Origin of the sequence: Streptosporangium sp. NPDC001559 (assembly GCF_042893955.1) — a bacterium.
In the GTDB taxonomy this organism is placed as follows: domain Bacteria; phylum Actinomycetota; class Actinomycetes; order Streptosporangiales; family Streptosporangiaceae; genus Streptosporangium.
On sequence record NZ_JBIAVG010000019.1, the window covers coordinates 26,150 to 48,616 of the forward strand.

Here is a 22,467-nt window from a genome sequence, read left to right on the forward strand (position 1 = left end):
GGGAGGGTCGTTGACTGATCTTGGCCCCAGTCCTACGGTGCAAGTGAAACCCGCGGCTGTGCGCAAACCCCCAGATCAGGCCGTGGGATGAGAGAAAGCCGGAGGTCCGCGTGGCGGTCAGCAGCGGCGAGGGTAGAAACGCCGACCAGGATGACCCGGAACGGCGCGGGGAGGCACGTCAGCGTGCGGGCGAAGAGGGCCTGCTGTTCGACGGGCAGCCGGTGAAACTGCCCGCCGACATCGGATACCGCGGTCCCACCGCCTGTGCCGCGGCCGACATCACCTATCGGCAGCTGGACTACTGGGCGCGCACCGGTCTGGTCGAGCCCACGGTCAGGGCCGCCCACGGTTCGGGTTCCCAGCGCCTGTACGGCTTCCGCGACATCCTGGTGCTCAAGGTCGTCAAACGGCTGCTCGACACGGGCGTGTCCCTCCAGCAGATCCGCATCGCCGTCCAGCACCTGCGGGACCGCGGCGTCAACGACCTGGCCCAGATCACCCTCATGAGTGACGGGGTGAGCGTGTACGAGTGCACCTCACCCGACGAGGTCATCGACCTGCTCCAGGGAGGGCAGGGCGTCTTCGGCATAGCCCTCGGCCGCGTCTGGCAGGAGGTGGAGGGCTCCCTGGCCGACCTGCCAGGAGAGCGCGCGGAGTCCGGCCAGAGCCCTTTAGGCGATCACCACGCGGATGAACTGGCCCGTCGTCGCCGGGCTCGCCGCACCGGGTAAGGTTGTCTCGCTGCTGACTCTGCGCGGGAGAGACCCCGGCATGATCGGGGCGCCGAAGGAGCAACCTCCCCGGAATCTCTCAGGCACCCGGTACCGCGCGGGCGAGGCGACTCTGGAAAGCAGGCACGCCCGCCAGGCGCGTCTCACCGACGGGGAAAGCCTTCCACGCACCGGAAGGTGAAGCTCTCAGGTCGCGATGACAGAGGGGGAGATCCGGCATACGCCCGCGCCCAGCGCCGGTCTCCAACGTCTCGGGAGGCTTCCCATGACCGACCTGTCACCGCTCAGCGAGCTGACCCCCCCGCCGTTCGCCACCCGTCACATCGGGCCCGCGGACGCCGACCAGACCCGCATGCTCGAGGCGGTCGGATTCGCCTCGACCGCCGACCTGGTCGCGGTGGCCGTCCCCGAGGCCATCAGGGCGAAGGACAGGCTCAACCTCCCGCCCGCCGCGAGCGAGACGGAGGCCATCGCCGAACTGCGCGCCCTCGCCGGGCGCAACACCGTGCTCACCTCGATGATCGGCCTGGGCTACCACGACACGATCACCCCGGCGGTCATCCGCCGCAACCTCCTGGAGAACCCCGGCTGGTACACCGCCTACACGCCCTACCAGCCCGAGATCTCCCAGGGGCGCCTTGAGGCCCTGCTCAACTTCCAGACGGTCGTCTCCGACATGACCGGTCTCGACGTGGCGGGCGCCTCCCTGCTGGACGAGGCCACCGCCGCCGCCGAGGCGATGACGCTGGCCCGCAGGGCGGTGCGCGGCTCCTCGAACGTGTTCGTCGTCGACGCCGGCTCGCTGCCGCAGACCAAGGCCGTGCTGCGCACCAGGGCCGAGCCGCTCGGCATCGAGCTGGTCGAGAGCGACTTCACCGAGGCCCTTCCCGACTGTTTCGGTGTGCTCGTGCAGTACCCCGGGGCCGACGGCGAGATCAGGGACTTCCGCGCCGTCGCCGAGGCCGCCCACGCGCGCGGCGCCCAGGTGGTGGCCGCCGCCGACCTGCTGGCCCTGACCCTGCTGGCCGCCCCCGGAGAGCTCGGCGCCGACATCGCGATCGGCTCCTCGCAGCGCTTCGGCGTCCCGCTGGGCTTCGGCGGCCCGCACGCCGCCTACATGGCCGTCCGCGACGGCCTGCAGCGGCAGATGCCCGGCCGCCTGGTCGGCGTCTCCCAGGACGCCGACGGCCGGCCCGCCTACCGCCTGGCGCTGCAGACCCGTGAGCAGCACATCCGCAGGGAGAAGGCGACCAGCAACATCTGCACCGCGCAGGTGCTGCTCGCGGTCATCGCGGGCATGTACGCCGTCTACCACGGCCCCGAGGGCCTTCGCAGGATCGCCAGGCGCGTCCACCGGCACGCCGTCGTGCTGGCCGCGGGCCTGCGCCACGGAGGCGTCGAGGTCGTCCACGACGCCTTCTTCGACACCGTGCTCGCCCGGGTGCCCGGCCGTGCCGCCCGGATCGTGGCCGCGGCCCGCGACAACGGCGTCAACCTGCGCCTGGTCGACGCCGACCATGTCGGCGTCACCTGCGACGAGCGGACCGAGCAGCTCCACCTGGAGCAGGTCCTGGCCGCCTTCGAGGTCAGCGGCGCCGTACTGACCGACCTGGACGCCGCGGCGCACGACGCGCTGCCCGAGGGGCTGGCGCGCACCGGCGACTACCTGACCCACCCGGTCTTCCACAGCCACAGGTCGGAGACGGCCATGCTGCGCTACCTGCGCAGGCTCCAGGACAAGGACGTCGCGCTCGACCGGTCGATGATCCCGCTCGGCTCGTGCACCATGAAGCTCAACGCGACCACCGAGATGGAGCCGATCACCTGGCCCGAGTTCGCCGGGCTGCACCCCTACGCCCCCGCGGAACAGGCCGAGGGCTACACGGAGCTGGTGCGGGAGCTTGAGAGCTGGCTGGCCGAGGTCACCGGCTACGACGCGGTCTCCATCCAGCCGAACGCGGGCTCCCAGGGTGAGTTCGCCGGGCTGCTGGCGATCCGCGCCTACCACCACGCCCGCGGCGAGGCCCATCGCGACGTCTGCCTGATCCCCTCCTCCGCGCACGGCACCAACGCCGCCAGCGCGGTCATGGCCGGCATGCGGGTCGTCGTGGTCGCCTGCGACGACAACGGCAACGTGGACCTCGCCGACCTTGACGCCAAGCTCGGCAAGCACCGCGACCGGCTCGCCGCGATCATGGTGACCTACCCCTCGACGCACGGCGTCTACGAGGAGACCATCACCCAGATCTGCGAGCGGGTGCACGAGGCGGGCGGCCAGGTCTACGTCGACGGCGCCAACCTCAACGCCCTGGTCGGCCTGGCCAAGCCGGGCGAGTTCGGGGCGGACGTCTCCCACCTGAACCTGCACAAGACCTTCTGCATCCCGCACGGCGGCGGCGGCCCCGGCGTCGGCCCCGTCGCGGTCCGCGCCCACCTCGCCGGCTACCTGCCCGGTCACCCGCTGCACGACGACTCGCCGGTCGGTCCGGTCTCCGCCGCGCCGTACGGCTCGGCGGGCATCCTGCCCATCTCGTGGGCCTACGTCAGGATGATGGGCGCCGAGGGGCTCAAGGCGGCCACCGAGCAGGCCATCCTGTCGGCCAACTACCTGGCCCGCAGGCTCGCCCCGCACTACCCCGTCCTCTACACCGGCCGGGGCGGCCTGGTCGCCCACGAGTGCATCGTGGACCTGCGCCAGATCACCAAGGAGACCGGCGTGACCGTGGACGACGTGGCCAAGCGCCTGGTCGACTACGGCTTCCACGCTCCCACCATGTCCTTCCCGGTGGCCGGCACGCTGATGATCGAGCCGACCGAGAGCGAGGACCTGGCCGAGCTCGACCGGTTCTGCGAGGCGATGATCGCGATCAGGGGGGAGATCGAGAAGGTCGCCTCCGGCGCCTACGACAGGACCGACAACCCGCTGCGCAACGCCCCGCACACGGCCGCCTGCCTGCTGGCCGACGACTGGGAGCACGCCTACTCGCGGGCCGAGGCGGCCTACCCGCTGCCCTCGGTGCGCGAGGCCAAGTACTGGTCGCCGGTCCGCCGGATCGACCAGGCGTACGGCGACCGCAATCTGGTGTGCGCCTGCCCTCCGCTTGAGGCCTACGAGGACTGATTCGCACCGTTAAGATCCACCTCGTGGACAGGGCTCCGGGCCACCGGGCCCGGGGCGATTCCTTACCCGGAGGGACCCTGCATGCCAGAGGTGGACACCCGACCGCTGGAGACCGCACGGCGGCTGGCCGAGGACGGTGATCTGGACGGCGCCGCGGTGATTCTCGCGGAGCTGGCCGCGGACCCCGAGGGGCCCGACCGCGCGCAGGCGGCGGTCGGGCTGGCGGTGGTGCTCGAGGAACGAGGGGACGCGGCTGACGCCAGGGCGGCGGCCCGCGCCGCGCTGGCCACCGGCCATCCCGAGTTCGCCGGGCAGGCCGCCTGCCTGCTCGCCAGGAGTTTCGAGCGCGACGACCTGCCCGACCAGGCGCGGGCGGCCTGGCAGGCCGCGCTGGGCACCGGGAACGCCGCCTGCGTCCCGCTGGCGCACATGGGCCTCGCCAGGCTCGCCGTGGGCCCCGTGGAGGCGGAGGAGGCACTGAGGGCCGCGCTGGCGACCGGAGAGCCGGAGATCTCCTCCCTCGCCGCCCAGCGGCTGGCCGAGATCCTCCTTGAGGAGGGGGAGGCGGCCGAGGCGGCGGGAGTGCTCGTCGAGGCGCTGTCCGTGCCGGACGTCGCGGAGGCGGCGAGGCTGCGGGTGCTACTCGGCATCGCCCATCTCGAACTGGCCTGCGCCGAGCTCACCGGGGCGGTCGAGGAGGGCGGCGACGCCGAGACCGGGGCGCTGGCCATCGAGCTCCTGGCCCGCACGCTGCCGCTCAGAGGGCGTGACGAGGACGCCGAGAGGGTGTGGCGCTACGGTCTGGACAGCGAGGACGAGGAACTGGCCGAGGAGGTCAGGCTGCGGCGCAACCGGGGCGCCTGAGCCTCCGGTCCGAGTCTCCGGTCTGGGCCCTTCAGTCGCGGTGGCGCAGCCCGCCGAGGGCGTGGGCGATGTTGATCACCACGATGCCGCCCCAGGCGACCAGGATCCCCACGGTCCCGCCCTCGGCGGCGACGGCGGTCAGCGGGATGGCCAGTCCCAGCGAGCCGAGCGCGATCGGGACGGTGCTGTTCCCCTTGCGCCGCGGTACGGGGTGAGGGCCCTGGGGGTGTGGATAGTGCTGGGGGTGATGGCCCGTGGCCTGCAGCTCCGCCCGCACCCTGGCGGCGATCGTCGAGTCGAGGCGTTCGACGAAGGACTCGACGAGCGCGGCCTCGTACTCGGGGCCGAGGTCACGGCGGGCCTCGATGGTCGCCCGTACGTCCTGTCGGATATCGTGATGATCCTGCACCCTGAGATTGTCCGCCCCGCAGCGGGCCCGGACATCAGCCGTTAGGACTAGATCGGTGTCCATCCGGAGTACTGCCTCGTCCGTGGAGATCGGCACCGTTCACGGCCCGGCCGTGGCCGAGATCGACGAGGCGGCCGATCCGCGTTTCCTGCTGGTGCTCACCCACGGCTCGGCCGGGGGAGTGGACGCGCCCGACCTGCTGGCCGTACGGGACGCGGTGACGCCGATCGGCGGGGTGGTCGCCCGGGTGCTCCAGCCGTTCAGGATGCGAGGGGCCAGGGCTCCCGGATCGGCGGTCAGGCAGGACGAGGCCTGGCTGGAACTGGTCGCCGGGCTTCGCGGGCTCCGGCCCGGCCTGCCGCTGGTGCAGGGCGGAAGGAGCAACGGGGCCAGGGTGGCCTGCCGTACGGCCTCGCAGGCGGGGGCGACGGCGGTGGTCGCGCTGGCCTTCCCCCTGCATCCCCCCGGTAAGCCGGAGAGGTCGCGCGCGCAGGAACTGCGCGCGGCGGGGGTCGACGTGCTGGCGGTCAGCGGTGACCGTGACCCGTTTGGAGTCCCCGAGGCGGCGGACACCTCGCGCCTGGTGGTGCTGCCCGGTGAGGGGCACGATCTCAAGAGGCATCCCGACAGGGTGGGCGAGGTGGTCGCGCACTGGCTCGGCGCGAGGATGCGCGCCGCCGCGGAGTGATCGGTCAGGCGATCAGGCGACGCCGGCCAGGGGCCGGTGCGGCTCGATGACCCCGCCGTCGGGCAGGATCTCACCGGTGTCGTCGAACAGCACCACACCGTTGCAGAGCAGACTCCAGCCCTGCTCGGGGTGGGCGACCATCGTACGGGCGGCTTCGCGGTCCAGCGCCTCGGCGGGCGGACAGGACGGCTGGTGCGGGCACATCGGCGTGCCTCCGGATCTCTATCGTCGGCTCGCTGGATCCACATCGGACAGCGGGTGGACACCGTGTCCCCGATGGGAATCCGTTCCCATCGCGTGACGGGTGACGAGCATCTGGTGTGGACATGTGGGTCGTGCGTGCCTCGAACGGGGTGAGGTCCGCACGTTGGTCAAACTCAAGTGTGCGATCTGGATCTCACCCCGGGACATAGCCCGTTAGGACTGTTTGCGAACTCTGGAGAGTGGTCCTTCAGGGCTCTTCCGGAGGTGTGACCTATAGCACAGGATGCCTCATAGCGGACATCTGGCCAAGCGAAACGCGCCATCTGGCAGGTAAAAAAGGATCGGCCTCGCGTTTCTTTACCGTTCAGTCTCCGTTCGCTTTCCGTTGAGCCCCGCCAGCAGGGCGTTCAGCCCGTGCTCGAAGTCGGTGTCGGCCGCCGCGGAGCCTCCGCCGGCCGACGGGGGACGCCACGGTTCGGCGCCGTCCGCCGGGGAGTCGGCCCATCCGGAGCGCTGCACCTCGACCGCGACCGCGCCGAAGACGTAGGCCCGCAGCGTCCGTACCGCCTGCGCCGCGTCGGGCAGTCCGGCGTCGGCGAGCTGCTCGGTCTGCTCCATGAGGGCGATCGCCGCGCGGCCCTTCGGGGGCTTGGTCAGCGCCAGCGCCAGCACCCCGGGATGCTCCCTGAGCGCGTCCCTGCTCGCCCTGCACCACGCCCTTGCGCTGTCCTGCCAGGTGCCCGCGGGCTCGGCGTGGACGGCCGTGACGTGCTCGGCCAGGGCGTCCATGAGGGCGTCCTTGCCGCGCGGCAGATGGTGGTAGATGGCCATGGCCTCGACCTGGAGCGCGTCGCCCAGGCGCCGCATCGTCAGTCGCCGAAGCCCCTGGCTGTCGGCGATGTGCAGGGCGGCCTCGATGATGCGTTCCCTGGAGAGCGGGACGGGTGGTCGCTTGGCGGGCATGGGCCGCATCCTGCCATCGGTGACCTTACTGTGTAAAGGGCGCCGCGCCGTACCATCCGGGGCGGGCCGGTCCCTGAGTGGGTGGTCCGGGGGCCGACGGCGTAGGCTACAGCCGTGATCCGCCGGGAGGTTCCCGGCAACGGGTGAGAGAGGGCAGACGATGGCGTTTTTCCGACCGGGCGTGAGCCGGGAGGCGGAGGTCCGTCACCACGCCGACCAGGAGGTCGGGAAGAGCTTCCCCGAGTTCCTTGAGAAGGCGCGCACGGCCGAGGCCGAACTGCGCCGGGTGCAGGCGGCCGGGGCGTCCCCGGAGGAGCTCAGGGCCGCCGGGCTGGTCTTCGACGCGGCGCTGACCGAGGCGCTGCGCGCGGCCGAGGCGGGCCAGCGGGCGACCTTCGGGCCCAAGGCCTACGACGACAGGATCCGCCGCCGCAAGGGCAGGGCGACCCCCAAGGGGGCGGAGTGGACCGCCGAGGTCAACCGGCTGCGCACCCTGCGCGAGGAGAACCGGCTGACCGGCATCGCCCGCGTCCCGCGGCCGGTGACCACCGTCGTCCGCTGACTCCTCGTGTGAACGGCCTGCCGGGTCGTTCACACACCGGGCGGCTCCGGGACACCGGGGCCGCCTTTCTCATGCCCGGACGCCTCGGCGTGCGGCTTATCAGGGCTCCGGGCGCTTCTCGTCGCGCTGCCGTGTGCGGTGGCGGGCGCCGCCCTCCGTCCGGCCGGGCTCCGGTCAAATGGACATCGTGTCCGCTTATCGCTATGGTGATTAAGCGGACATGACGTCCGCTTTGGGCATTGAGATCGGAGAGCCGTGAGCCGCCTGCTGCACCTGGACGCCAGCGCCCGCCGTGCGTCCTTCTCCCGCACCCTGTCGGGGATCTACGCCGCCGCGTGGCGCGCGGCCAACCCCGAGGGCGGATACACCTACCGTGACCTGGCCGCCGACCCCGTCCCGCACATCGGGCAGGCCTGGACGGAGCTGTGCGACCGTGTCCTGGCCGGTCAGATCACCGACATCGGCCGCTACCACGAGGTGGTGAGCACCCCGGAACAGGCCGAGGCCTGGGCGGTGGTCGAACCGCTGCTCGACGAGCTGGTGGCCGCGGACGTCGTGCTGATCGGCACGCCGATGTACAACTTCTCCATCCCCTCGGCGCTGAAGGCCTGGATCGACCAGGTGACCTTCCCCAAGATGAAGCTCACCGGCCGGACGTTCGTCGTCGCGGGCGCGCGGGGCGGCGCCTACGGTCCCGGCACCCCCAGGGAGCCCTTCGACCACGAGGAACGCTATCTGCGTGACTTCTTCCTCGGGCACTTCGCCGTCGAGGACGTCACGTTCGTCCACGCCGAACTGGTCAACTCCCTGGTGGACCCGGCCCTCGCCGACCGGCGGGCCGTGCACGAGCGGTCCTACGCCGCCGCGCGGGAGCTGGCCGGGAAGCTGGCCGTCCGATGAGCTGGCTGCTGCTCATGGCGGCCGGGCTGGTGGAGATCGCCTGGTCGCAGAGCATCAAGCCGACCGAGGGGTTCACCCGGCCGCTGCCCACGCTGGTCTGTTTCGCGCTGGGGGCGCTGGCGGTGTGGCTGCTGTCGAAGGCCATGCAGCAGGGGCTCCCCGTCGGCACCGCCTACGCCGTCTTCACGGGCATCGGCGCCGTCGGCGCCATCACCCTGGGAATCGTGCTGCACGGCGATCCCGTCGGAGCGGGGCGCGTCGCGGCCCTGGCGTTGATCGTCGGCGGGGTCGTGCTGGCCAGGGCGCTCGCCTGACCCCCGGGCATGCGTGAGGGGCGCCGCGGACCGGTGGTCCACGACGCCCCTCACGGGCGGGTCTAACTGGCCCAGTCGAGCAGCGGGCGGGTGTTGCTCGGGTGGCGCAGCTTCGACAGCGACTCCTTCTCCAGCTGGCGGATGCGCTCGCGCGTCAGGCCCAGGTGCTTGCCGATCTCGTCGAGGGTGTGGGGCTTGCCGTCGACGAGGCCGAAGCGCAGGGCCATGATCTTGGCCTCCCTGGGGGAGAGGTTGCCCAGCACGCCGCGCAGCTGCTCACCCAGCAGCTGACGGTCGACCACCTCGGACGCCTCGGGCGAGTCGACGTCCTCGATGAGGTCGCCGATGGTGGTCTCGCCGTCGTCGCCGATGGTCGCGTTGAGACTGATCGGCTGGCGGCTGGTGCGCAGCAGCTCCTCGATCTGGTCGGGGGTCCTGTCCAGCTCGACCGCCAGCTCCTCCGGGGTGGGCTCACGGCCGAGACGCTGGTGCATGTCGCGCTCGACGCGCGACAGCTTGGAGAGCATCTCCAGCACGTGCACGGGAAGGCGGATGGTGCGCGCGGAGTCGGCGAACCCACGCTGGATGGCCTGGCGGATCCACCACATGGCGTAGGTGGAGAACTTGTAGCCCTTGGTGTAGTCGAACTTCTCGACCGCGCGGATCAGGCCCAGGTTGCCCTCCTGAACCACGTCGAGCAGCGCCATGCCACGGTCGGTGTACTTCTTGGCGACCGAGACGACCAGGCGGAGGTTGGCCTCAAGCATGTGGTCCTTGGCGCGGCGGCCGTCCTCGGCGATCCATTCGAGGTCGTCGCGCATGGCGGCGGGCAGGCCGGGCTCGGCCTCAAGCTTGGACTCGGCGTACAGCCCCGCCTCGATCCGCTTGGCCAGCTCGACCTCCTGGGCGGCGGTGAGCAGGGTGCGCCTGCCGATCGACTTGAGGTAGGTGTGCACCGAGTCGCCCATGACCGAGGACTGGTCGTCCAGGTCCATGGTCTGCTCGGCCTCGAGTTCGGCCTCCTCGGGGGTCCACTCCTCCTCGCCGATCTCCGGCTCGGCCTCGGCGGGGGCCCCGGCGCTCTCGGCCTTCTTGGTGGTGGTCCTGGCGGCCCTGGTGGTGGCCTTGGCGGGCGCGGCCTTCGTCTTGCGGGTGGTCCGGCGCCCGGCGGTCTTCTTGGACGCGCCGGTGAGCGCGGGCTCGTCCTCGGCGGCCAGGACGACGCCGGCCTCGGTGAGCTCCCGCAGGATCGAGCGGCCCTCCGTGGGACTGGTCCCGGTCTCCGCGAAGGCGTGACGCAGCTCCGCGAGCGAAAGGTGACCCTGGACTCGCCCTCGGTCAAGGAGCTTCTCAAGGGGCGTCGGGGCCTCCGATGAGGTCGCCACGGCGGTTTGGGGCATGAGGACACCTCCTCCATCACGGAGTCGTCTGCTTACAGATTGTCGGGTGGGGCGGCCTGCGGGCCGCTCAGCGCACCAGTACCAATAACCCCAGTCAAGAACTTTATGTTCCCGACTTGACGGGGAAAATAAGATGGGCGGATCGTCCCGAGGCGGTCCTTCCCGTCATCAGCCGTGGTCAGAGGCTATTCGGTCCCCTCCACCCGGCTCCCGGAGGGTCCTGCCGGGTCGTCGGCCTCGGGCATGGGGAAGGGGCTCGCCTCCTGCAGGCGCTGCTCGGTCCAGTAGGTCGTGACCGACCCAGGGTCGGGATTGACGTCCCTGGAGACCACGGACCCGTCGTCGGGCACCGATGTAGGCGCCGAGGAGGGCGCGGACGTCGGCTCGGAGCGCGGTGTGTCGTCGTCGGCCCGCGGCTGCGCCGTCTGCTGCGTCGCCGGTGACACGGCGGACCCGGAGCCGGACTCCACGACCCTCCAGATCTTCTCCACCCGGCCGGCGGAGGCGGCGGCCGTCACGGAGACGCCGCCCACGAGGATCACGCCGACGACTCCAGCGGAGACCAACGCCTTGCGGGTGATATGCATGGGGTCGTCCCTTCTGTCGCGGCTGTCTGTTTGACGTGCCGGGTCTCCTCACGGTTCCCGATCACGACCATAACGGAGGGCGGCGAGATTCGGCTTGCCATTGGGCAGAAGTGGTATTTCGGACATCACGACCAGCTCGGCGGGGGCGGCGCAGGCGGGGAGCCGTTCCTTGACGAAGGCCCGCAGATCGGCCAGGGGCGGCGGGTCGGGGGAGACGACGACGGCCACGACACGCTCGCCCCACTCCGGATCGGGGCGGCCGACCACGACGGCGTCGGTGATCGCGGGGTGCTCCGCAACGGCGGCGGCGGCCACGGCGGCGACGACCTTCTCGCCGCCGGTGTTGATGACGTCGTCGCAGCGGCCGAGCACGTGCAGGCCCCCGTCGTCCAGGACGCCGAGGTCGGAGGTGACGAACCAGTCGCCGTCGAGGGCCGAGGCGGTCAGCTCGGGCCGTAGCCGGTAGCCGGAGAACAGCACCGGGCCCGCCACGCGAATCCGCCCGTCGTCGCCAATCTTGAGATCTACATTGTAAAGGGGGGCGCCGTCGTAAACGCACCCGCCGCAGGTCTCGCTCATTCCGTAACTGATCACCACCCGCGCACCCGCGGACCTGGCCTCCTCGACCAGCCCCGGCGGCGGCGCCGCGCCCCCCAGCAGGATCGTGTCGAACACCGACAGGTCGGCGTGCAGCAGCCGCCGCAGCTGCGTCGGAACCAGCGAGACGTGCCGGGCGCCGCTGGAGAGCACCGCCTCGGGGGAGAAGCCCCCGTGCACGATCGGCTCCGTCCCGCCGACCAGCGATCTGACCAGGACCTGAAGCCCCGAGACATGGGAGGGGGGCAGGCAGCAGAGCCAGCGCTCACCGGGCCGGGCGCCGAGACGGCGCAGCGAGGCCGAGGCGGAGGCGCGCAGGGCCGCGGCGGACAGCTGGACTCCCTTCGGCGCCCCGGTCGTGCCGCTGGTGGCGATGACGACGGCCACCTCATCGGGCACCCCCACACCGTGCTCGCGCCGTTCACCGTTGACGTGGGTGGGGCGCAGCGCGTCGAGCGCGGCCCGCAGCGCGGCGGCGGGCAGGGCGGGCGACAGGGGCAGCACCGCGGGGCCGCCGTCGAGCGCGGCGTCGACCGCACTGAACAGCTCCGGTCCCGGCGGCAGCACGAGCGCGTGCAGCTCCCGCCGCCCGCAGGACGACTCCGCGTGCACAGGACCGTTCATCACAGTCGTAAGGTTAGTGCCGGGAAAGCGGACGGCAGCCGGGCGGGTCTCGGCGAGGCGGAAGGGGCGCAGTCATCGTGAGCACGGAGCAGGCGGTGCCGGGCACGGACGAGCGGGCGACGGGCGAGGCCAGGCCCATGCCGGAGAGCGTCCAGGTGCGCGCCGCCGACTGGAGGCGCTCCGGGGACTACGAGGACATCGTCTACGAGACCGCCGAGGGCATCGCGAAGATCACGATCAACCGGCCGGAGCGGCACAACGCCTTCCGTCCGACGACGCTCTTCGAGCTCAGGGACGCCTTCAACGTCGCCCAGGAGGACTCGGAGATCGGTGTGATCATTCTCACCGGCGCGGGCGACCGGGCCTTCTGCTCGGGCGGCGACCAGAAGATCCGCGGTGACGACGGCTACGTCGACAAGTCGACCCCGCACGTGGGCAGGCTGAACGTGCTGGACCTGCAGGTGCAGATCCGCCGCTGCCCCAAGCCGGTCATCGCGATGATCGCCGGCTACGCGATCGGCGGCGGCCACGTGCTGCACGTCTGCTGCGACCTGTCCATCGCCGCGGACAACGCGGTCTTCGGCCAGACCGGGCCCAAGGTCGGCTCCTTCGACGGCGGCTACGGGTCCTGGCTGCTCGCCGAGACCGTCGGCCTGAAGCGGGCCCGTGAGATCTGGTACCTGTGCCGTCAGTACGACGCGGAGACCGCCCTCGGCTGGGGCCTGGTCAACACGGTCGTCCCGCTGGAGCGCCTGGAGGAGGAGACGGTCACCTGGGCCAGGGAGATGCTGGAGAAGTCCCCGCTGGCCCTGCGCATGCTCAAGGGCGCGCTGAACGCGGTCACCGACGGCGCGGCGGGCATGCAGCAGTTCGCCGGCGACGCCACCCTGCTCTTCTACATGAGCGAGGAGGCGCAGGAGGGCCGCGACGCCTTCAAGGAGAAGCGCACCCCCGACTTCGGCAAGTTCCCGCGCAGGCCGTGAGCCGCAGGCGATTCCAGCGATGAGGCGAAACCGGCCCGTCCCCGCAGCGCGCCGCCCCGGCGCGGTGAGGACGGCGCCGGTCCGCCGCCGGCCGTCGTGTCCGTCTTTTCGGGCACGACTTTTCTCAGTACGACGACGACCAGAGGAGGCAGTGCGGTGAATCCCGCCACCGCGCTCGCGACCGTGCTGGTCGACGAACTCGTACGCTGCGGTCTCACCGAGGTGGTGCTCGCACCGGGCTCACGCTCGGCCCCGCTCGCGCTCGCCGCGCACGCCGACAGCCGCGTACGGCTGCACGTGCGCATCGACGAGCGCTCGGCGGCCTTCCTCGCCCTCGGACTGGCCAAGCGCGGCGGCAGGCCGGTCGCGCTGATGTGCACCTCGGGCACCGCCGCGGCGAACTTCCACCCCGCGGTCGTCGAGGCGCACGAGTCCGGGGTGCCGCTGCTGCTGCTCACCGCCGACCGGCCGCCCGAGCTGCGCGACACCGGCGCCAGCCAGACCATCGACCAGATCAAGCTGTACGGCACCGCGGTCCGCTGGTTCAGCGAGGTCGGCGTCCCCGAGGACCGGCCTGGACAGGTCGCCTACTGGCGCTCCCTGGCCTGCCGCGCCTACCAGCGTTCACTCGGCCCGGCCGACCCCGGCCCGGTCCACCTCAACCTCGCCTTCCGCGAGCCGCTCGTCCCGGACGGCGACGTCTCCTGGAGCGAGTCCCTCGAGGGCGACGCCAACGGGCCGTGGGTCCGCGCCAGGGTCGCGCCTCCGGCGGCCGCGCTGCACCTGCCGCCGACCCGCAGGGGCGTGCTCGTCGTCGGGGACGGCGCCGCCAACATGCGCAGATACGTGGCGGCGGCCGGCATGGCCGGATGGCCGGTCCTGTCTGAGCCGAACGGCGGCGCCCGCTACGGCGACCACGCGGTCTCGACCTACCACTTCCTGCTCAGCACCCCCGAGTTCGCCGACCGGCACCGTCCGGACGTGGTGGTCACCCTGGGCCGTCCCGGCCTGTCCAGGCCGCTGCTGAACTGGCTCAGGCACGCCGAGGAGCACATCGTCGTCGCCCCCGACCTGTCCCGCTGGCCCGACCCGACCCGTTCCGCGACCCAGGTGGCGCAGGCGGTCGAGATCCCGGTCGCGGCCGGGGACGACGACTGGCTGCGCTCGTGGCGGCGCGCGGACACGGCGGCCAGGACGGCGATCGACGAGGTGCTCGACGCGGGCGGGCTCAGTGAGCCGCGCCTGGCCAGGGACCTGGCCGAGCAGCTGCCCAACGGGGCGCTGCTGTTCTCCGGCTCGTCCATGCCGATCCGTGACCTCGACCAGGCGATGCGCCCGAGGAGAGGGCTGCGGATCCTGTCCAACCGGGGCGCGGCGGGGATCGACGGCGTGGTGTCCTCCGCGATGGGCGCGGCGCTGGCGCACAACGGCCCCTCCTACGCGCTGATGGGCGACCTGACGTTCCTGCACGACCAGAACGGGCTGATCCTCGGCCCCCGCGAGCCCCGCCCCGACCTGTGCCTGGTCGTGGTGAACAACGACGGGGGCGGGATCTTCTCGCTGCTGCCCCAGGCCGCGCTGCGCGACCCCTTCGAACGGGTCTTCGGCACCTCGCACGGAGTGGACCTGTCCCACGTCGCGGCGGCGACCGGCACGCCGTACACCTTCGTCGGGGAGGCGGAGCAGCTGCCCAAGGCGTTGCGCGGGGAGGGGGTGCGCATCGTCGAGGTCCACACGGACCGGGAGCCGAACGCGGTGCTGCACGCCGTGCTGCGCGACGCGGCCCACACCGCGATCCGCGGCGTCCTGTGAGGGCCCGGCCGCGGCCTCTGTGAGACACCGGGTGAGACCGGGCGGGACCGCGAAGACGACGCAATAGGGTGACGGGCATGCATGTCGACGAGTTGCTCCAGGCGATTCCCGCGGTGTGGATCTACGTCCTGGTCGGTCTGGTGATCGGGATCGAGAGCCTGGGCATTCCGCTGCCCGGCGAGATCGTCCTGGTCAGCTCCGCGCTGCTGGCGGCCAAGGGCGTGGTCGACCCGCTGTGGGTCGGCGTCTGCGCCAGCGTCGGCGCGATCGTCGGCGACTCGATCGGCTACGCCGTCGGGCGCAGGGGCGGAAAGCCGATGTTCGACCGGCTCGGGCGCAGGTTCCCCAAGCACTTCGGGCCGGAGCACATCGGCAGAGCCGAACGATACTTCCACCGCTACGGCATGTGGACGGTCTTCCTCGGCAGGTTCGTCGCGCTGCTGCGCATCCTGGCGGGACCGCTGGCCGGGGCGCTGCGCATGCCGTACTGGAGGTTCCTGGTCGCCAACGTGCTCGGCGGGATCGTCTGGGCGGGCGGGACCACCGCGGTGATCTACTACCTGGGCATGGCCGCCGAGCGGTGGCTGCGGGGCTTCTCCTGGGTCGCGCTGGTCGTCGCGCTGCTGTTCGGCGTCGCGACCACGCTGTTCGTCAAGCGCAGGGCCGCACGGGCGGTGGCCGAGACGGCCGGGGAGCCCGGGGTGGCCGAGGGGGATCCGGAGGCCGGGCAGGCGGGCAGCCCGGTCGGCGCGGGCTGATCTGCTACCAGACCTGGGGATGTGCGCCGGGCCGCGGGCCGGTCACGCTGAGTCGGTACGGACTCACCGTGGAGGGGAGGCGGCATGCTATCCGACCAGACCTTGACCGGCTATGAACCGGTAGCCACCTACGGCCGTTACGAGGAGGCCCAGCGGGCCGTCGACTACCTGTCGGACCAGCGTTTTCCCGTCCAGCACGCGATGATCGTCGGGATGGACCTGCGGATGGTCGAGAAGGTGCTCGGGCGGCTGACCTACCTGCGCGCCGCGGGGATGGGGGCGGCGACCGGTGCCTGGATCGGACTGCTGATCGGCCTGTTCTTCGCGATCTTCACCCCCGGCAGGTTCCCCTGGATCCTGGTCCTGTGGAGCGTGATCTGGGGTGTGGTCGCCGGAGCCATCTTCGGGCTCATCGCCCACGCCTTCACCGGCGGCAGGAGGGACTTCCTCTCGTCGAGCGCCATCGTCGCCAACCGCTACGAGCTGCGGGTGACGACGCCCCAGGCCGCCGAGGCCCGCAGGCTGCTAGAGACCGGCATACCCCAGCACACCTAGGGCGGCGACCGCCCGCGGGGTTCACGCCGGGTCGCGCCTCAGGGGCCCGCCCGTCAGGCCTGAGGACGCGGCCCCGCGCGCCGTACGGCCGTCGCGGGAGGCCCAGAAGGAGATCAGCATGGCTAAGGCAGTCGGGATCGACCTGGGGACGACCAACTCGGTGATCGCCACGATGGAGGGCGACAAGCCCACGGTGATCGCCAACGCCGAGGGGTCACGGACGACCCCGTCGGTCGTCGCCTTCACCGAGGACGGCGAACGCCTGGTCGGGCAGCTGGCCCGCCGCCAGGCGATCCTCAACCCGAAGGGGACGATCTACTCGGCCAAGCGTTTCATCGGACGCCGCTACGACGAGGTCACCACCGAGATGCACGCCGTGTCGTTCGACGTGGTGTCGGGGCCGGACGACGCGGTCCGTTTCGACGTGCGCGGCAAGATGTACGCCCCGGAGGAGATCTCCGCCCTGATCCTGCGCAAGCTCGTCGACGACGCCTCCAAGTTCCTCGGGGAGAAGGTCACCGAGGCGGTCATCACGGTGCCCGCCTACTTCAACGACTCCCAGCGCCAGGCCACCAAGGACGCGGGGAAGATCGCCGGTCTCGAGGTGCTGAGGATCGTCAACGAGCCGACCGCCGCGGCCCTGGCCTACGGGCTTGACCGCAAGGAGAACGAGACGGTGCTCGTCTTCGACCTGGGCGGCGGAACGTTCGACGTCAGCATTCTGACCATCGGGGACGGCGTCGTCGAGGTGCGTTCGACCGCGGGCGACACCCACCTCGGCGGTGACGACTTCGACCGGCGCATCGTCGACTACCTCGCCGACGAGTTCCAGCGGGACACCGGCGTCGACCTGCGCGCCGACCCCCAGGCGCTGCAGCGGCTCTTCGAGGCGGCGGAGAAGGCCAAGGTCGAGCTGTCCTCGGTCTCCCAGACGCAGATCAACCTGCCCTTCATCACGGCCGACGCCTCGGGCCCCAAGCACCTGAACACCACGTTGCGCCGGGCGACGTTCGAGGACATCACCTCCGACCTGCTGGAACGCTGCAAGGGGCCGGTCGAGCAGGCCATGGCCGACGCGCGGCTGAGCACCGGGGACATCGACGAGGTGATCCTGGTCGGCGGATCGACCAGGATGCCCGCCGTACAGGCCCTGGTGCGCAGGATGACCGGGGGCAAGGAACCGAACATGACGGTCAACCCCGACGAGGTCGTCGCGCTCGGCGCGGCGGTGCAGGCGGCCGTCATCAAGGGCGAGCTGAAGGACGTCGTCCTGCTGGACGTGACGCCCCTTTCGCTCGGCATCGAGACCCTCGGCGGCATCATGACGAAGGTCATCGACCGCAACACGACGATCCCGGCCCGCCGTTCCGAGGTGTTCAGCACCGCGGAGGACAACCAGAACGCGGTGGACGTCGTGGTGCTGCAGGGTGAGCGCGAACGCGCCGGGGACAACCGGGTGCTCGGCCGCTTCAGGCTGGAGAACATCAGGCCCGCGCCGCGCGGCGTGCCCCAGGTCGAGGTCACCTTCGACGTCGACGCCAACGGGATCCTGAACGTCTCGGCCAAGGACAAGGACACCGGCGCCGAGCAGCGCATCACCATCAGCGAGAGCTCGACCCTCGACACGGGCGAGGTCGAGCGGATGGTCGCCGACGCCGAACGGCACCGGGAGGAGGACCTGCGGCTGCGGCAGGTCGTGGACGCGCGCAACGAGCTTGACAGCGTCGCCTACCAGGTGGAGCGGCGGCTTTCCGAGCTGGGGGAGGCCGTGCCGGTCCACGAGAAGGCGCGGGCCGAGATGCTCGTCTCCGACGCCAGGGAGACGGTCAGGCAGCAGGAGACACCGATCGACCGGCTGCGCTCGCTGACCGGTGAGCTGCAACAGGTCTACCAGGGCCTGGGCACGGTCTCGGCCTCCGCAGGCCAGAGCGCTCAGGGGGCTCAGGGCGGCGGCCGGGACGACGACGTCATCGACGCGGAGTTCACGACCGATGAGTGAGGCACCCCGCGACGACGAGACCGTGAGGCAGGAGCCCGACGGCCTCCAGGAGCGCGTCACCGAGCTTCAGGACGAGGTGACCGAACTCCAGGACCGGTGGCGGCGCGCCCTGGCCGACCTCGACAACCTGCGCAAACGGGTCAGCCGTGACGCGGCCCGGGTGCGGGAGGAGGAACGGGCCAGGGCGGCGGCCGAATGGCTTCCGGTACTGGACAACCTGGAACGTGCCCTCGAACACGCCGGAAACGACCCCTCCTCCATCGCCGAGGGGCTGCGGGCCATCCACGAGCAGGCGCTCGACGTGCTGGCCCGCCTGGGCTTCCCACGCCGCGACGACACCGGCGCGAGGTTCGACCCCACCAGGCACGAGGCGGTCGGCGTGCTCAGCCAGGAGGGCACACCGGACGGGACCGTCCTGCACGTGGTGCAGCCCGCCTACGGGGACGGTGAACGGCAACTGCGGCCCGCGACGGTCGTCGTCTCCAAGGCGGAATGATGCCGGCAGCCCGGGACTTCTACGAGATCCTCGGCCTGCAGCGCAACGCGAGCCAGGAGGACATCCAGCGCGCCTACCGCAAACTCGCGCGGGCCAACCACCCCGACGTCAACAAGGACCCGGAGGCCGAGGACCGCTTCAAGGACATCTCCGAGGCCTACAGCGTCCTGTCCGACCCCAAGACCCGCCGCCGCTACGACGCGTTCGGCCCCGACTTCCGCCAGGTCCCCGAGGACGTGGACCCCGAGACCTGGGCCCGTGCCGGGGCGGGACGCGCGGGGGCCGGGCGGGGCGGCCGGGGGAGCGGCTGGCCCGGTCAGGGCCCCTCCGGTTTCGGGGAGGGCGTCGACATCGACGACCTGCTGGAGGGACTTTTCTCCGGCAGGGCGGGCGGCGCGGGCAGGGCGGGCCCCGGATGGGGGCCCATCCCCGGCGCCGACCAGGAGGCCGAGCTGGAACTGAGCGTCGAGGACGCCTACCGGGGCGGCCGTAAGTCCCTCACCGTCGGAGGCCGCAGGATCGAGGTCCGCATCCCCGCCGGGGTGACCGACGGCCGGCGGATCCGCCTGGCGGGCCAGGGCGGCAGGGGCGGTGACGGGGCACCCCCCGGAGACCTCTACCTGATCGTCAGGATCGCGCCGCATCCCCGTTACCGGGTCGAGGGACGCGACATCCACGTCCGGCTCCCGATCACGCCCTGGGAGGGGGCGCTCGGCGCGGCCGTCGCCGTCGAGACACCCGGCGGCGAGACCAAGGTCAAGGTGCCGCCGGGCACGTCGAGCGGGCGGCGGCTGCGGCTGCGCGGCCGGGGCATGCCCAGCCCGAGGGAAGGCCCCGGCGACCTGTTCGCCGAGATACAGATCATGGTGCCGCCCCGGCCGACCGACGAGGAGAGGAAGCTGTTCGAGCAACTCGCGGCGGCGTCGGAGTTCGACCCGAGGAGGCGGTGATGCCCTACGCCCTGACCAGGCCACGGCGCCTGGACATCGAGTCGTTCGCCCGCCTGACCGGCACGCATCCCGACCTGGTGCGCCGCCTGGTCGTCCTCGGCGTGCTCGACGCGCAGCGGGACGCGGCGGGGGAGCTGTGGTTCCCGCTCTCCCAGCTGCCGGCCATGGCCAGGGTCCAGCGGCTGCGCGCCGGGTTCGCCCTCAACTACGCGGCCCTCGGCCTGGTGGTCGACCTTCTGGACCGCATCGCCGAGCTGGAGAGCGCCGCGCGTGGGCGCTCCCGCACCCCGGGAGGACCGAAGTGGACGTCAACCAGCTGACGCAGAAGTCGCAGGAGGCGCTGCACGACGCGCAGACCAAGGCCCTGCGCCACGGGCACGCCGACGTCGACGGCGAGCACCTGCTGCAGGCGCTGCTCGACCAGCCGGACGGGCTGATCCCACGGCTGCTCCTGAACGCCTCCGTCGACACCGACCGGCTCGGCGCCGACCTGGAGGCGGCGCTGAACCGGATGCCGAGGGTCAGCGGGCCGGGCGTCGAACCCGGCCAGGTCCGGGTGACCCAGCGCCTGTCCCGGCTGCTGGAGACGGCCAAGAGGGAGGCCGACCGGCTCAAGGACGAGTACGTCTCCGTCGAGCACCTGCTCGTCTCCCTGATCGAGGAGGGCGAGACGACGCCCGCCGGGCGGCTGCTGCGCCAGCAGGGACTGACCAGGGACTCCTTCCTGCAGGCGCTCACCGCCATCCGCGGAAACCAGCGCGTCACCTCGGCGATGCCCGAGGTCGCCTACGAGGCGCTGACCAAGTACGGGCGGGACCTGGTGGCCGACGCCGCCGCGGGCAGGCTCGACCCGGTCATCGGGCGCGACGCCGAGATCCGCCGCGTCATCCAGATCCTGTCCCGCAAGAGCAAGAACAACCCGGTGCTGGTCGGCGACCCCGGAGTCGGCAAGACCGCCATCGTCGAGGGACTCGCCCAGCGGATCAGCAACGGTGACGTGCCCGAGGGACTGCGGGACAAGGTGGTCTTCAGCCTCGACATGGGCTCCCTGGTCGCCGGGGCGAAGTACCGGGGGGAGTTCGAGGAACGGCTCAAGGCCGTGCTCACCGAGGTGGTGGCAGCAGAGGGCCGCATCCTGCTGTTCGTCGACGAACTGCACACGGTCGTCGGGGCGGGCGCGGCAGAGGGCGCCATGGACGCGGGCAACATGCTCAAGCCCATGCTGGCCCGCGGCGAGCTGCACATGATCGGCGCGACGACGCTGGAGGAGTACCGCAAGCACATCGAGAAGGACGCCGCCCTGGAACGCCGCTTCCAGCCCGTCACGGTCGACGAGCCCTCCGTCGAGGACGCCGTCTCGATCCTGCGTGGCCTGCGCGAACGGCTGGAGGTCTTCCACGGGGTGACGATCCAGGACGCCGCCCTGGTGGCCGCCGTGGTGCTGAGCCACCGCTACATCTCCGACCGTTTCCTGCCGGACAAGGCCATCGACCTGGTCGACGAGGCCTGCGCGATGCTCAGAACCGAGATCGACTCGATGCCCGCCGAGCTCGACGAGCTCACCCGCAGGGTGATGCGCCTGGAGATCGAGGAGGCCGCGCTGGGCAAGGAGGAGGACCAGCAGAGCCTGGCCCGCCTCGACGAGCTGCGCAGGGAGTTGTCCGACCTGCGCGCGGAGGCCGACGCCATGCGCGCCCAGTGGGAGGCCGAACGGCACGCGCTGCGCGGCGTCCAGGGATTGCGTGAGGAACTGGAGAACGTGCGCGCCGAGGCGGAGCGGGCCGAGCGTGACTACGACCTCAACCGTGCCGCCGAGCTGCGGCACGGCAGACTGCCCGAGCTGGAACGGCGGCTGAAGGCCGAGGAGGAACGCCTGCGCAGCAAGCAGGGGGTCTCCAGGCTGCTGCGCGAGGTGGTCACCGAGGAGGAGATCGCACTGATCGTCTCCAGGTGGACGGGAATCCCGGTGAGCCGCCTGCAGGAGGGCGAGCGCGAGAAGCTCCTGCACCTGGACGACGTCCTGCACGAGCGGGTGATCGGCCAGGACGAGGCCGTGCAGACGGTCTCCGACGCCATCATCAGGGCCCGCGCGGGGATCAAGGACCCGCGCCGCCCGATCGGGTCGTTCATCTTCCTCGGACCGACCGGGGTGGGCAAGACCGAGCTGGCCAAGGCGCTGGCCGCGGCGCTGTTCGACACCGAGGACAACATGATCCGCATCGACATGAGCGAGTACCAGGAGCGGCACACGGTCAGCCGCCTCGTCGGAGCCCCGCCCGGTTACGTGGGCTACGAGGAGGGCGGCCAGCTCACCGAGGCCGTGCGGCGCAAGCCGTACTCGGTGGTGCTCTTCGACGAGATCGAGAAGGCGCACCCCGACGTGTTCAACACGCTGCTGCAGGTCCTCGACGACGGGCGGCTCACCGACGCGCAGGGCAGGACCGTCGACTTCCGCAACACCGTGCTGATCATGACCTCCAACATCGGCTCGGTCTACCTGCTTGAGGGCGTCACCTCGAGCGGGGAGATCAAGCAGGACGCCCAGGAACTGGTCATGGCGGACCTGCGTTCGCACTTCCGTCCCGAGTTCCTCAACCGCGTCGACGACATCGTGATCTTCAAGCCGCTCACCGAGGAGGAGATCGAGCGCATCGTGGGCCTGATGTTCGGCGACCTGCGCGCGCGGCTCGGCGAACGGGGCATCCTGCTGGAGGTGTCCGAGGACGCCACCGGATACATCGCCGAACGAGGCTACGACCCCGTGTACGGCGCCCGCCCGCTGAGGCGCTTCATCGCCAAGGAGGTCGAGACCCGCATCGGGCGCGCCCTGCTGCTCGGCGACGCGCACGAGGGAGCGGTGATCCGGGTCGGCATGGCCGAGGGGGAGCTCGTGGTCACCGTCGCCCAGGAGACCGAGACGGCCAAGGTGGCCTGAAGCTCACCGGCCAAC

Annotated in this window: 22 protein-coding genes and 1 riboswitch; of the genes, 16 read left to right on the forward strand and 6 right to left on the reverse strand. The window is 71.5% G+C overall.

The window, feature by feature from the left end:
- Window positions 1-110: 110 nt before the first annotated feature.
- The 3 genes from ACFYY8_RS34335 (at window position 111) to ACFYY8_RS34345 (ending at window position 4,716) form a co-directional block, all read left to right on the forward strand.
- Complete coding sequence (locus ACFYY8_RS34335; RefSeq protein ID WP_184713883.1) at window positions 111-731, forward strand: MerR family transcriptional regulator; 621 nt, start codon at window positions 111-113, stop codon at window positions 729-731.
- 14 nt (window positions 732-745) lie between these two features.
- A riboswitch (glycine riboswitch) is annotated at window positions 746-837 on the forward strand.
- A gap of 159 nt (window positions 838-996) precedes the next feature.
- Complete coding sequence (gcvP, locus tag ACFYY8_RS34340) at window positions 997-3,852, forward strand: aminomethyl-transferring glycine dehydrogenase (RefSeq protein WP_390048285.1); 2,856 nt, start codon at window positions 997-999, stop codon at window positions 3,850-3,852.
- Window positions 3,853-3,933: 81 nt separating this feature from the next.
- Window positions 3,934-4,716: a hypothetical protein gene (locus ACFYY8_RS34345; protein WP_390048287.1), complete on the forward strand. Its 783-nt coding sequence runs from the start codon at window positions 3,934-3,936 to the stop codon at window positions 4,714-4,716.
- Window positions 4,717-4,747: 31 nt separating this feature from the next.
- Here the strand turns inward: ACFYY8_RS34345 and ACFYY8_RS34350 are convergent, their stop codons facing one another.
- Window positions 4,748-5,125: a hypothetical protein gene (locus ACFYY8_RS34350; RefSeq protein ID WP_390048289.1), complete on the reverse strand. Its 378-nt coding sequence runs from the start codon at window positions 5,123-5,125 to the stop codon at window positions 4,748-4,750.
- An 82-nt stretch (window positions 5,126-5,207) separates the two neighbouring features.
- Between ACFYY8_RS34350 and ACFYY8_RS34355 the strand changes: the two genes are divergently transcribed.
- Window positions 5,208-5,813: an alpha/beta family hydrolase gene (locus ACFYY8_RS34355; RefSeq protein WP_390048291.1), complete on the forward strand. Its 606-nt coding sequence runs from the start codon at window positions 5,208-5,210 to the stop codon at window positions 5,811-5,813.
- A gap of 12 nt (window positions 5,814-5,825) precedes the next feature.
- On the opposite strand, the gene ACFYY8_RS34360 is transcribed toward ACFYY8_RS34355, so the two are convergent.
- Both ACFYY8_RS34360 and ACFYY8_RS34365 read right to left on the reverse strand, forming a co-directional pair.
- Window positions 5,826-6,017 (reverse strand): DUF5999 family protein, encoded by a 192-nt coding sequence (locus ACFYY8_RS34360; RefSeq protein WP_352012550.1) that lies wholly within the window; start codon window positions 6,015-6,017, stop codon window positions 5,826-5,828.
- Window positions 6,018-6,374: 357 nt separating this feature from the next.
- A complete protein-coding gene (locus tag ACFYY8_RS34365) occupies window positions 6,375-6,980 on the reverse strand; it encodes a TetR/AcrR family transcriptional regulator C-terminal domain-containing protein (protein WP_390048294.1) in 606 nt (201 codons plus the stop codon).
- 160 nt (window positions 6,981-7,140) lie between these two features.
- Between ACFYY8_RS34365 and ACFYY8_RS34370 the strand changes: the two genes are divergently transcribed.
- The 3 genes from ACFYY8_RS34370 to ACFYY8_RS34380 all read left to right on the forward strand — a co-directional run bounded on the left by ACFYY8_RS34370 (window position 7,141) and on the right by ACFYY8_RS34380 (window position 8,756).
- Window positions 7,141-7,542 carry a hypothetical protein gene (locus ACFYY8_RS34370; RefSeq protein ID WP_390048296.1) on the forward strand — a complete coding sequence of 134 codons (402 nt, stop codon included), beginning with the start codon at window positions 7,141-7,143 and terminating at the stop codon, window positions 7,540-7,542.
- Between the two features lie 255 nt (window positions 7,543-7,797).
- Complete coding sequence (locus tag ACFYY8_RS34375) at window positions 7,798-8,442, forward strand: NAD(P)H-dependent oxidoreductase (protein ID WP_362781342.1); 645 nt, start codon at window positions 7,798-7,800, stop codon at window positions 8,440-8,442.
- Window positions 8,439-8,756 (forward strand): multidrug efflux SMR transporter, encoded by a 318-nt coding sequence (locus ACFYY8_RS34380; RefSeq protein WP_352012546.1) that lies wholly within the window; start codon window positions 8,439-8,441, stop codon window positions 8,754-8,756. Before ACFYY8_RS34375 ends, ACFYY8_RS34380 begins: the two co-directional genes overlap by 4 nt.
- A 62-nt stretch (window positions 8,757-8,818) precedes the next feature.
- On the opposite strand, the gene ACFYY8_RS34385 is transcribed toward ACFYY8_RS34380, so the two are convergent.
- From ACFYY8_RS34385 to ACFYY8_RS34395, 3 genes are all read right to left on the reverse strand, one after another.
- Window positions 8,819-10,156 carry an RNA polymerase sigma factor gene (locus tag ACFYY8_RS34385; RefSeq protein ID WP_390048299.1) on the reverse strand — a complete coding sequence of 446 codons (1,338 nt, stop codon included), beginning with the start codon at window positions 10,154-10,156 and terminating at the stop codon, window positions 8,819-8,821.
- 185 nt (window positions 10,157-10,341) lie between these two features.
- Window positions 10,342-10,743: a hypothetical protein gene (locus tag ACFYY8_RS34390; RefSeq protein WP_390048301.1), complete on the reverse strand. Its 402-nt coding sequence runs from the start codon at window positions 10,741-10,743 to the stop codon at window positions 10,342-10,344.
- A gap of 48 nt (window positions 10,744-10,791) precedes the next feature.
- Window positions 10,792-11,964, reverse strand: a complete 1,173-nt coding sequence (locus ACFYY8_RS34395; protein WP_390048562.1) for an AMP-binding protein — start codon at window positions 11,962-11,964, stop codon at window positions 10,792-10,794.
- A 137-nt stretch (window positions 11,965-12,101) separates the two neighbouring features.
- Between ACFYY8_RS34395 and menB the strand changes: the two genes are divergently transcribed.
- From menB to clpB, 9 genes are all read left to right on the forward strand, one after another.
- On the forward strand, window positions 12,102-12,947 hold the full coding sequence (gene menB, locus ACFYY8_RS34400; protein ID WP_390048564.1) for a 1,4-dihydroxy-2-naphthoyl-CoA synthase: 846 nt from the start codon (window positions 12,102-12,104) through the stop codon (window positions 12,945-12,947).
- Window positions 12,948-13,103: 156 nt separating this feature from the next.
- Window positions 13,104-14,759 (forward strand): 2-succinyl-5-enolpyruvyl-6-hydroxy-3-cyclohexene-1-carboxylic-acid synthase, encoded by a 1,656-nt coding sequence (gene menD, locus ACFYY8_RS34405; RefSeq protein ID WP_390048303.1) that lies wholly within the window; start codon window positions 13,104-13,106, stop codon window positions 14,757-14,759.
- 77 nt (window positions 14,760-14,836) lie between these two features.
- Window positions 14,837-15,517 carry a DedA family protein gene (locus ACFYY8_RS34410; RefSeq protein ID WP_390048305.1) on the forward strand — a complete coding sequence of 227 codons (681 nt, stop codon included), beginning with the start codon at window positions 14,837-14,839 and terminating at the stop codon, window positions 15,515-15,517.
- Window positions 15,518-15,601: 84 nt separating this feature from the next.
- A complete protein-coding gene (locus ACFYY8_RS34415) occupies window positions 15,602-16,072 on the forward strand; it encodes a general stress protein (protein ID WP_352012541.1) in 471 nt (156 codons plus the stop codon).
- Window positions 16,073-16,190: 118 nt separating this feature from the next.
- Window positions 16,191-18,071 carry a molecular chaperone DnaK gene (gene dnaK, locus ACFYY8_RS34420; RefSeq protein WP_390048308.1) on the forward strand — a complete coding sequence of 627 codons (1,881 nt, stop codon included), beginning with the start codon at window positions 16,191-16,193 and terminating at the stop codon, window positions 18,069-18,071.
- Window positions 18,064-18,567 (forward strand): nucleotide exchange factor GrpE, encoded by a 504-nt coding sequence (locus ACFYY8_RS34425; RefSeq protein ID WP_390048310.1) that lies wholly within the window; start codon window positions 18,064-18,066, stop codon window positions 18,565-18,567. Before dnaK ends, ACFYY8_RS34425 begins: the two co-directional genes overlap by 8 nt.
- Window positions 18,564-19,517: a DnaJ C-terminal domain-containing protein gene (locus ACFYY8_RS34430; protein WP_390048312.1), complete on the forward strand. Its 954-nt coding sequence runs from the start codon at window positions 18,564-18,566 to the stop codon at window positions 19,515-19,517. The genes ACFYY8_RS34425 and ACFYY8_RS34430 overlap by 4 nt, the downstream gene beginning before the upstream one ends.
- Window positions 19,517-19,837: a chaperone modulator CbpM gene (locus ACFYY8_RS34435; RefSeq protein ID WP_352012537.1), complete on the forward strand. Its 321-nt coding sequence runs from the start codon at window positions 19,517-19,519 to the stop codon at window positions 19,835-19,837. Before ACFYY8_RS34430 ends, ACFYY8_RS34435 begins: the two co-directional genes overlap by 1 nt.
- The gene (clpB, locus tag ACFYY8_RS34440; protein ID WP_390048314.1) at window positions 19,819-22,452 is read left to right on the forward strand and encodes an ATP-dependent chaperone ClpB; all 2,634 of its coding nucleotides are present in this window, start codon (window positions 19,819-19,821) and stop codon (window positions 22,450-22,452) included. Before ACFYY8_RS34435 ends, clpB begins: the two co-directional genes overlap by 19 nt.
- Window positions 22,453-22,467 lie beyond the last annotated feature (15 nt).

Coding starts and splice junctions, on each gene's coding strand:
- gcvP (WP_390048285.1), top strand. CDS start 997: ATGACCGACCTGTCACCGCTCAGCGAGCTGACCCCCCCGCCGTTCGCC.
- ACFYY8_RS34345 (WP_390048287.1), top strand. CDS start 3,934: ATGCCAGAGGTGGACACCCGACCGCTGGAGACCGCACGGCGGCTGGCC.
- ACFYY8_RS34360 (WP_352012550.1), bottom strand. CDS start 6,017: ATGTGCCCGCACCAGCCGTCCTGTCCGCCCGCCGAGGCGCTGGACCGC.
- ACFYY8_RS34365 (WP_390048294.1), bottom strand. CDS start 6,980: ATGCCCGCCAAGCGACCACCCGTCCCGCTCTCCAGGGAACGCATCATC.
- ACFYY8_RS34370 (WP_390048296.1), top strand. CDS start 7,141: ATGGCGTTTTTCCGACCGGGCGTGAGCCGGGAGGCGGAGGTCCGTCAC.
- ACFYY8_RS34380 (WP_352012546.1), top strand. CDS start 8,439: ATGAGCTGGCTGCTGCTCATGGCGGCCGGGCTGGTGGAGATCGCCTGG.
- ACFYY8_RS34385 (WP_390048299.1), bottom strand. CDS start 10,156: ATGCCCCAAACCGCCGTGGCGACCTCATCGGAGGCCCCGACGCCCCTT.
- ACFYY8_RS34390 (WP_390048301.1), bottom strand. CDS start 10,743: ATGCATATCACCCGCAAGGCGTTGGTCTCCGCTGGAGTCGTCGGCGTG.
- ACFYY8_RS34395 (WP_390048562.1), bottom strand. CDS start 11,964: ATGAACGGTCCTGTGCACGCGGAGTCGTCCTGCGGGCGGCGGGAGCTG.
- menB (WP_390048564.1), top strand. CDS start 12,102: ATGCCGGAGAGCGTCCAGGTGCGCGCCGCCGACTGGAGGCGCTCCGGG.
- ACFYY8_RS34410 (WP_390048305.1), top strand. CDS start 14,837: ATGCATGTCGACGAGTTGCTCCAGGCGATTCCCGCGGTGTGGATCTAC.
- ACFYY8_RS34415 (WP_352012541.1), top strand. CDS start 15,602: ATGCTATCCGACCAGACCTTGACCGGCTATGAACCGGTAGCCACCTAC.
- dnaK (WP_390048308.1), top strand. CDS start 16,191: ATGGCTAAGGCAGTCGGGATCGACCTGGGGACGACCAACTCGGTGATC.
- ACFYY8_RS34425 (WP_390048310.1), top strand. CDS start 18,064: ATGAGTGAGGCACCCCGCGACGACGAGACCGTGAGGCAGGAGCCCGAC.
- ACFYY8_RS34430 (WP_390048312.1), top strand. CDS start 18,564: ATGATGCCGGCAGCCCGGGACTTCTACGAGATCCTCGGCCTGCAGCGC.
- ACFYY8_RS34435 (WP_352012537.1), top strand. CDS start 19,517: ATGCCCTACGCCCTGACCAGGCCACGGCGCCTGGACATCGAGTCGTTC.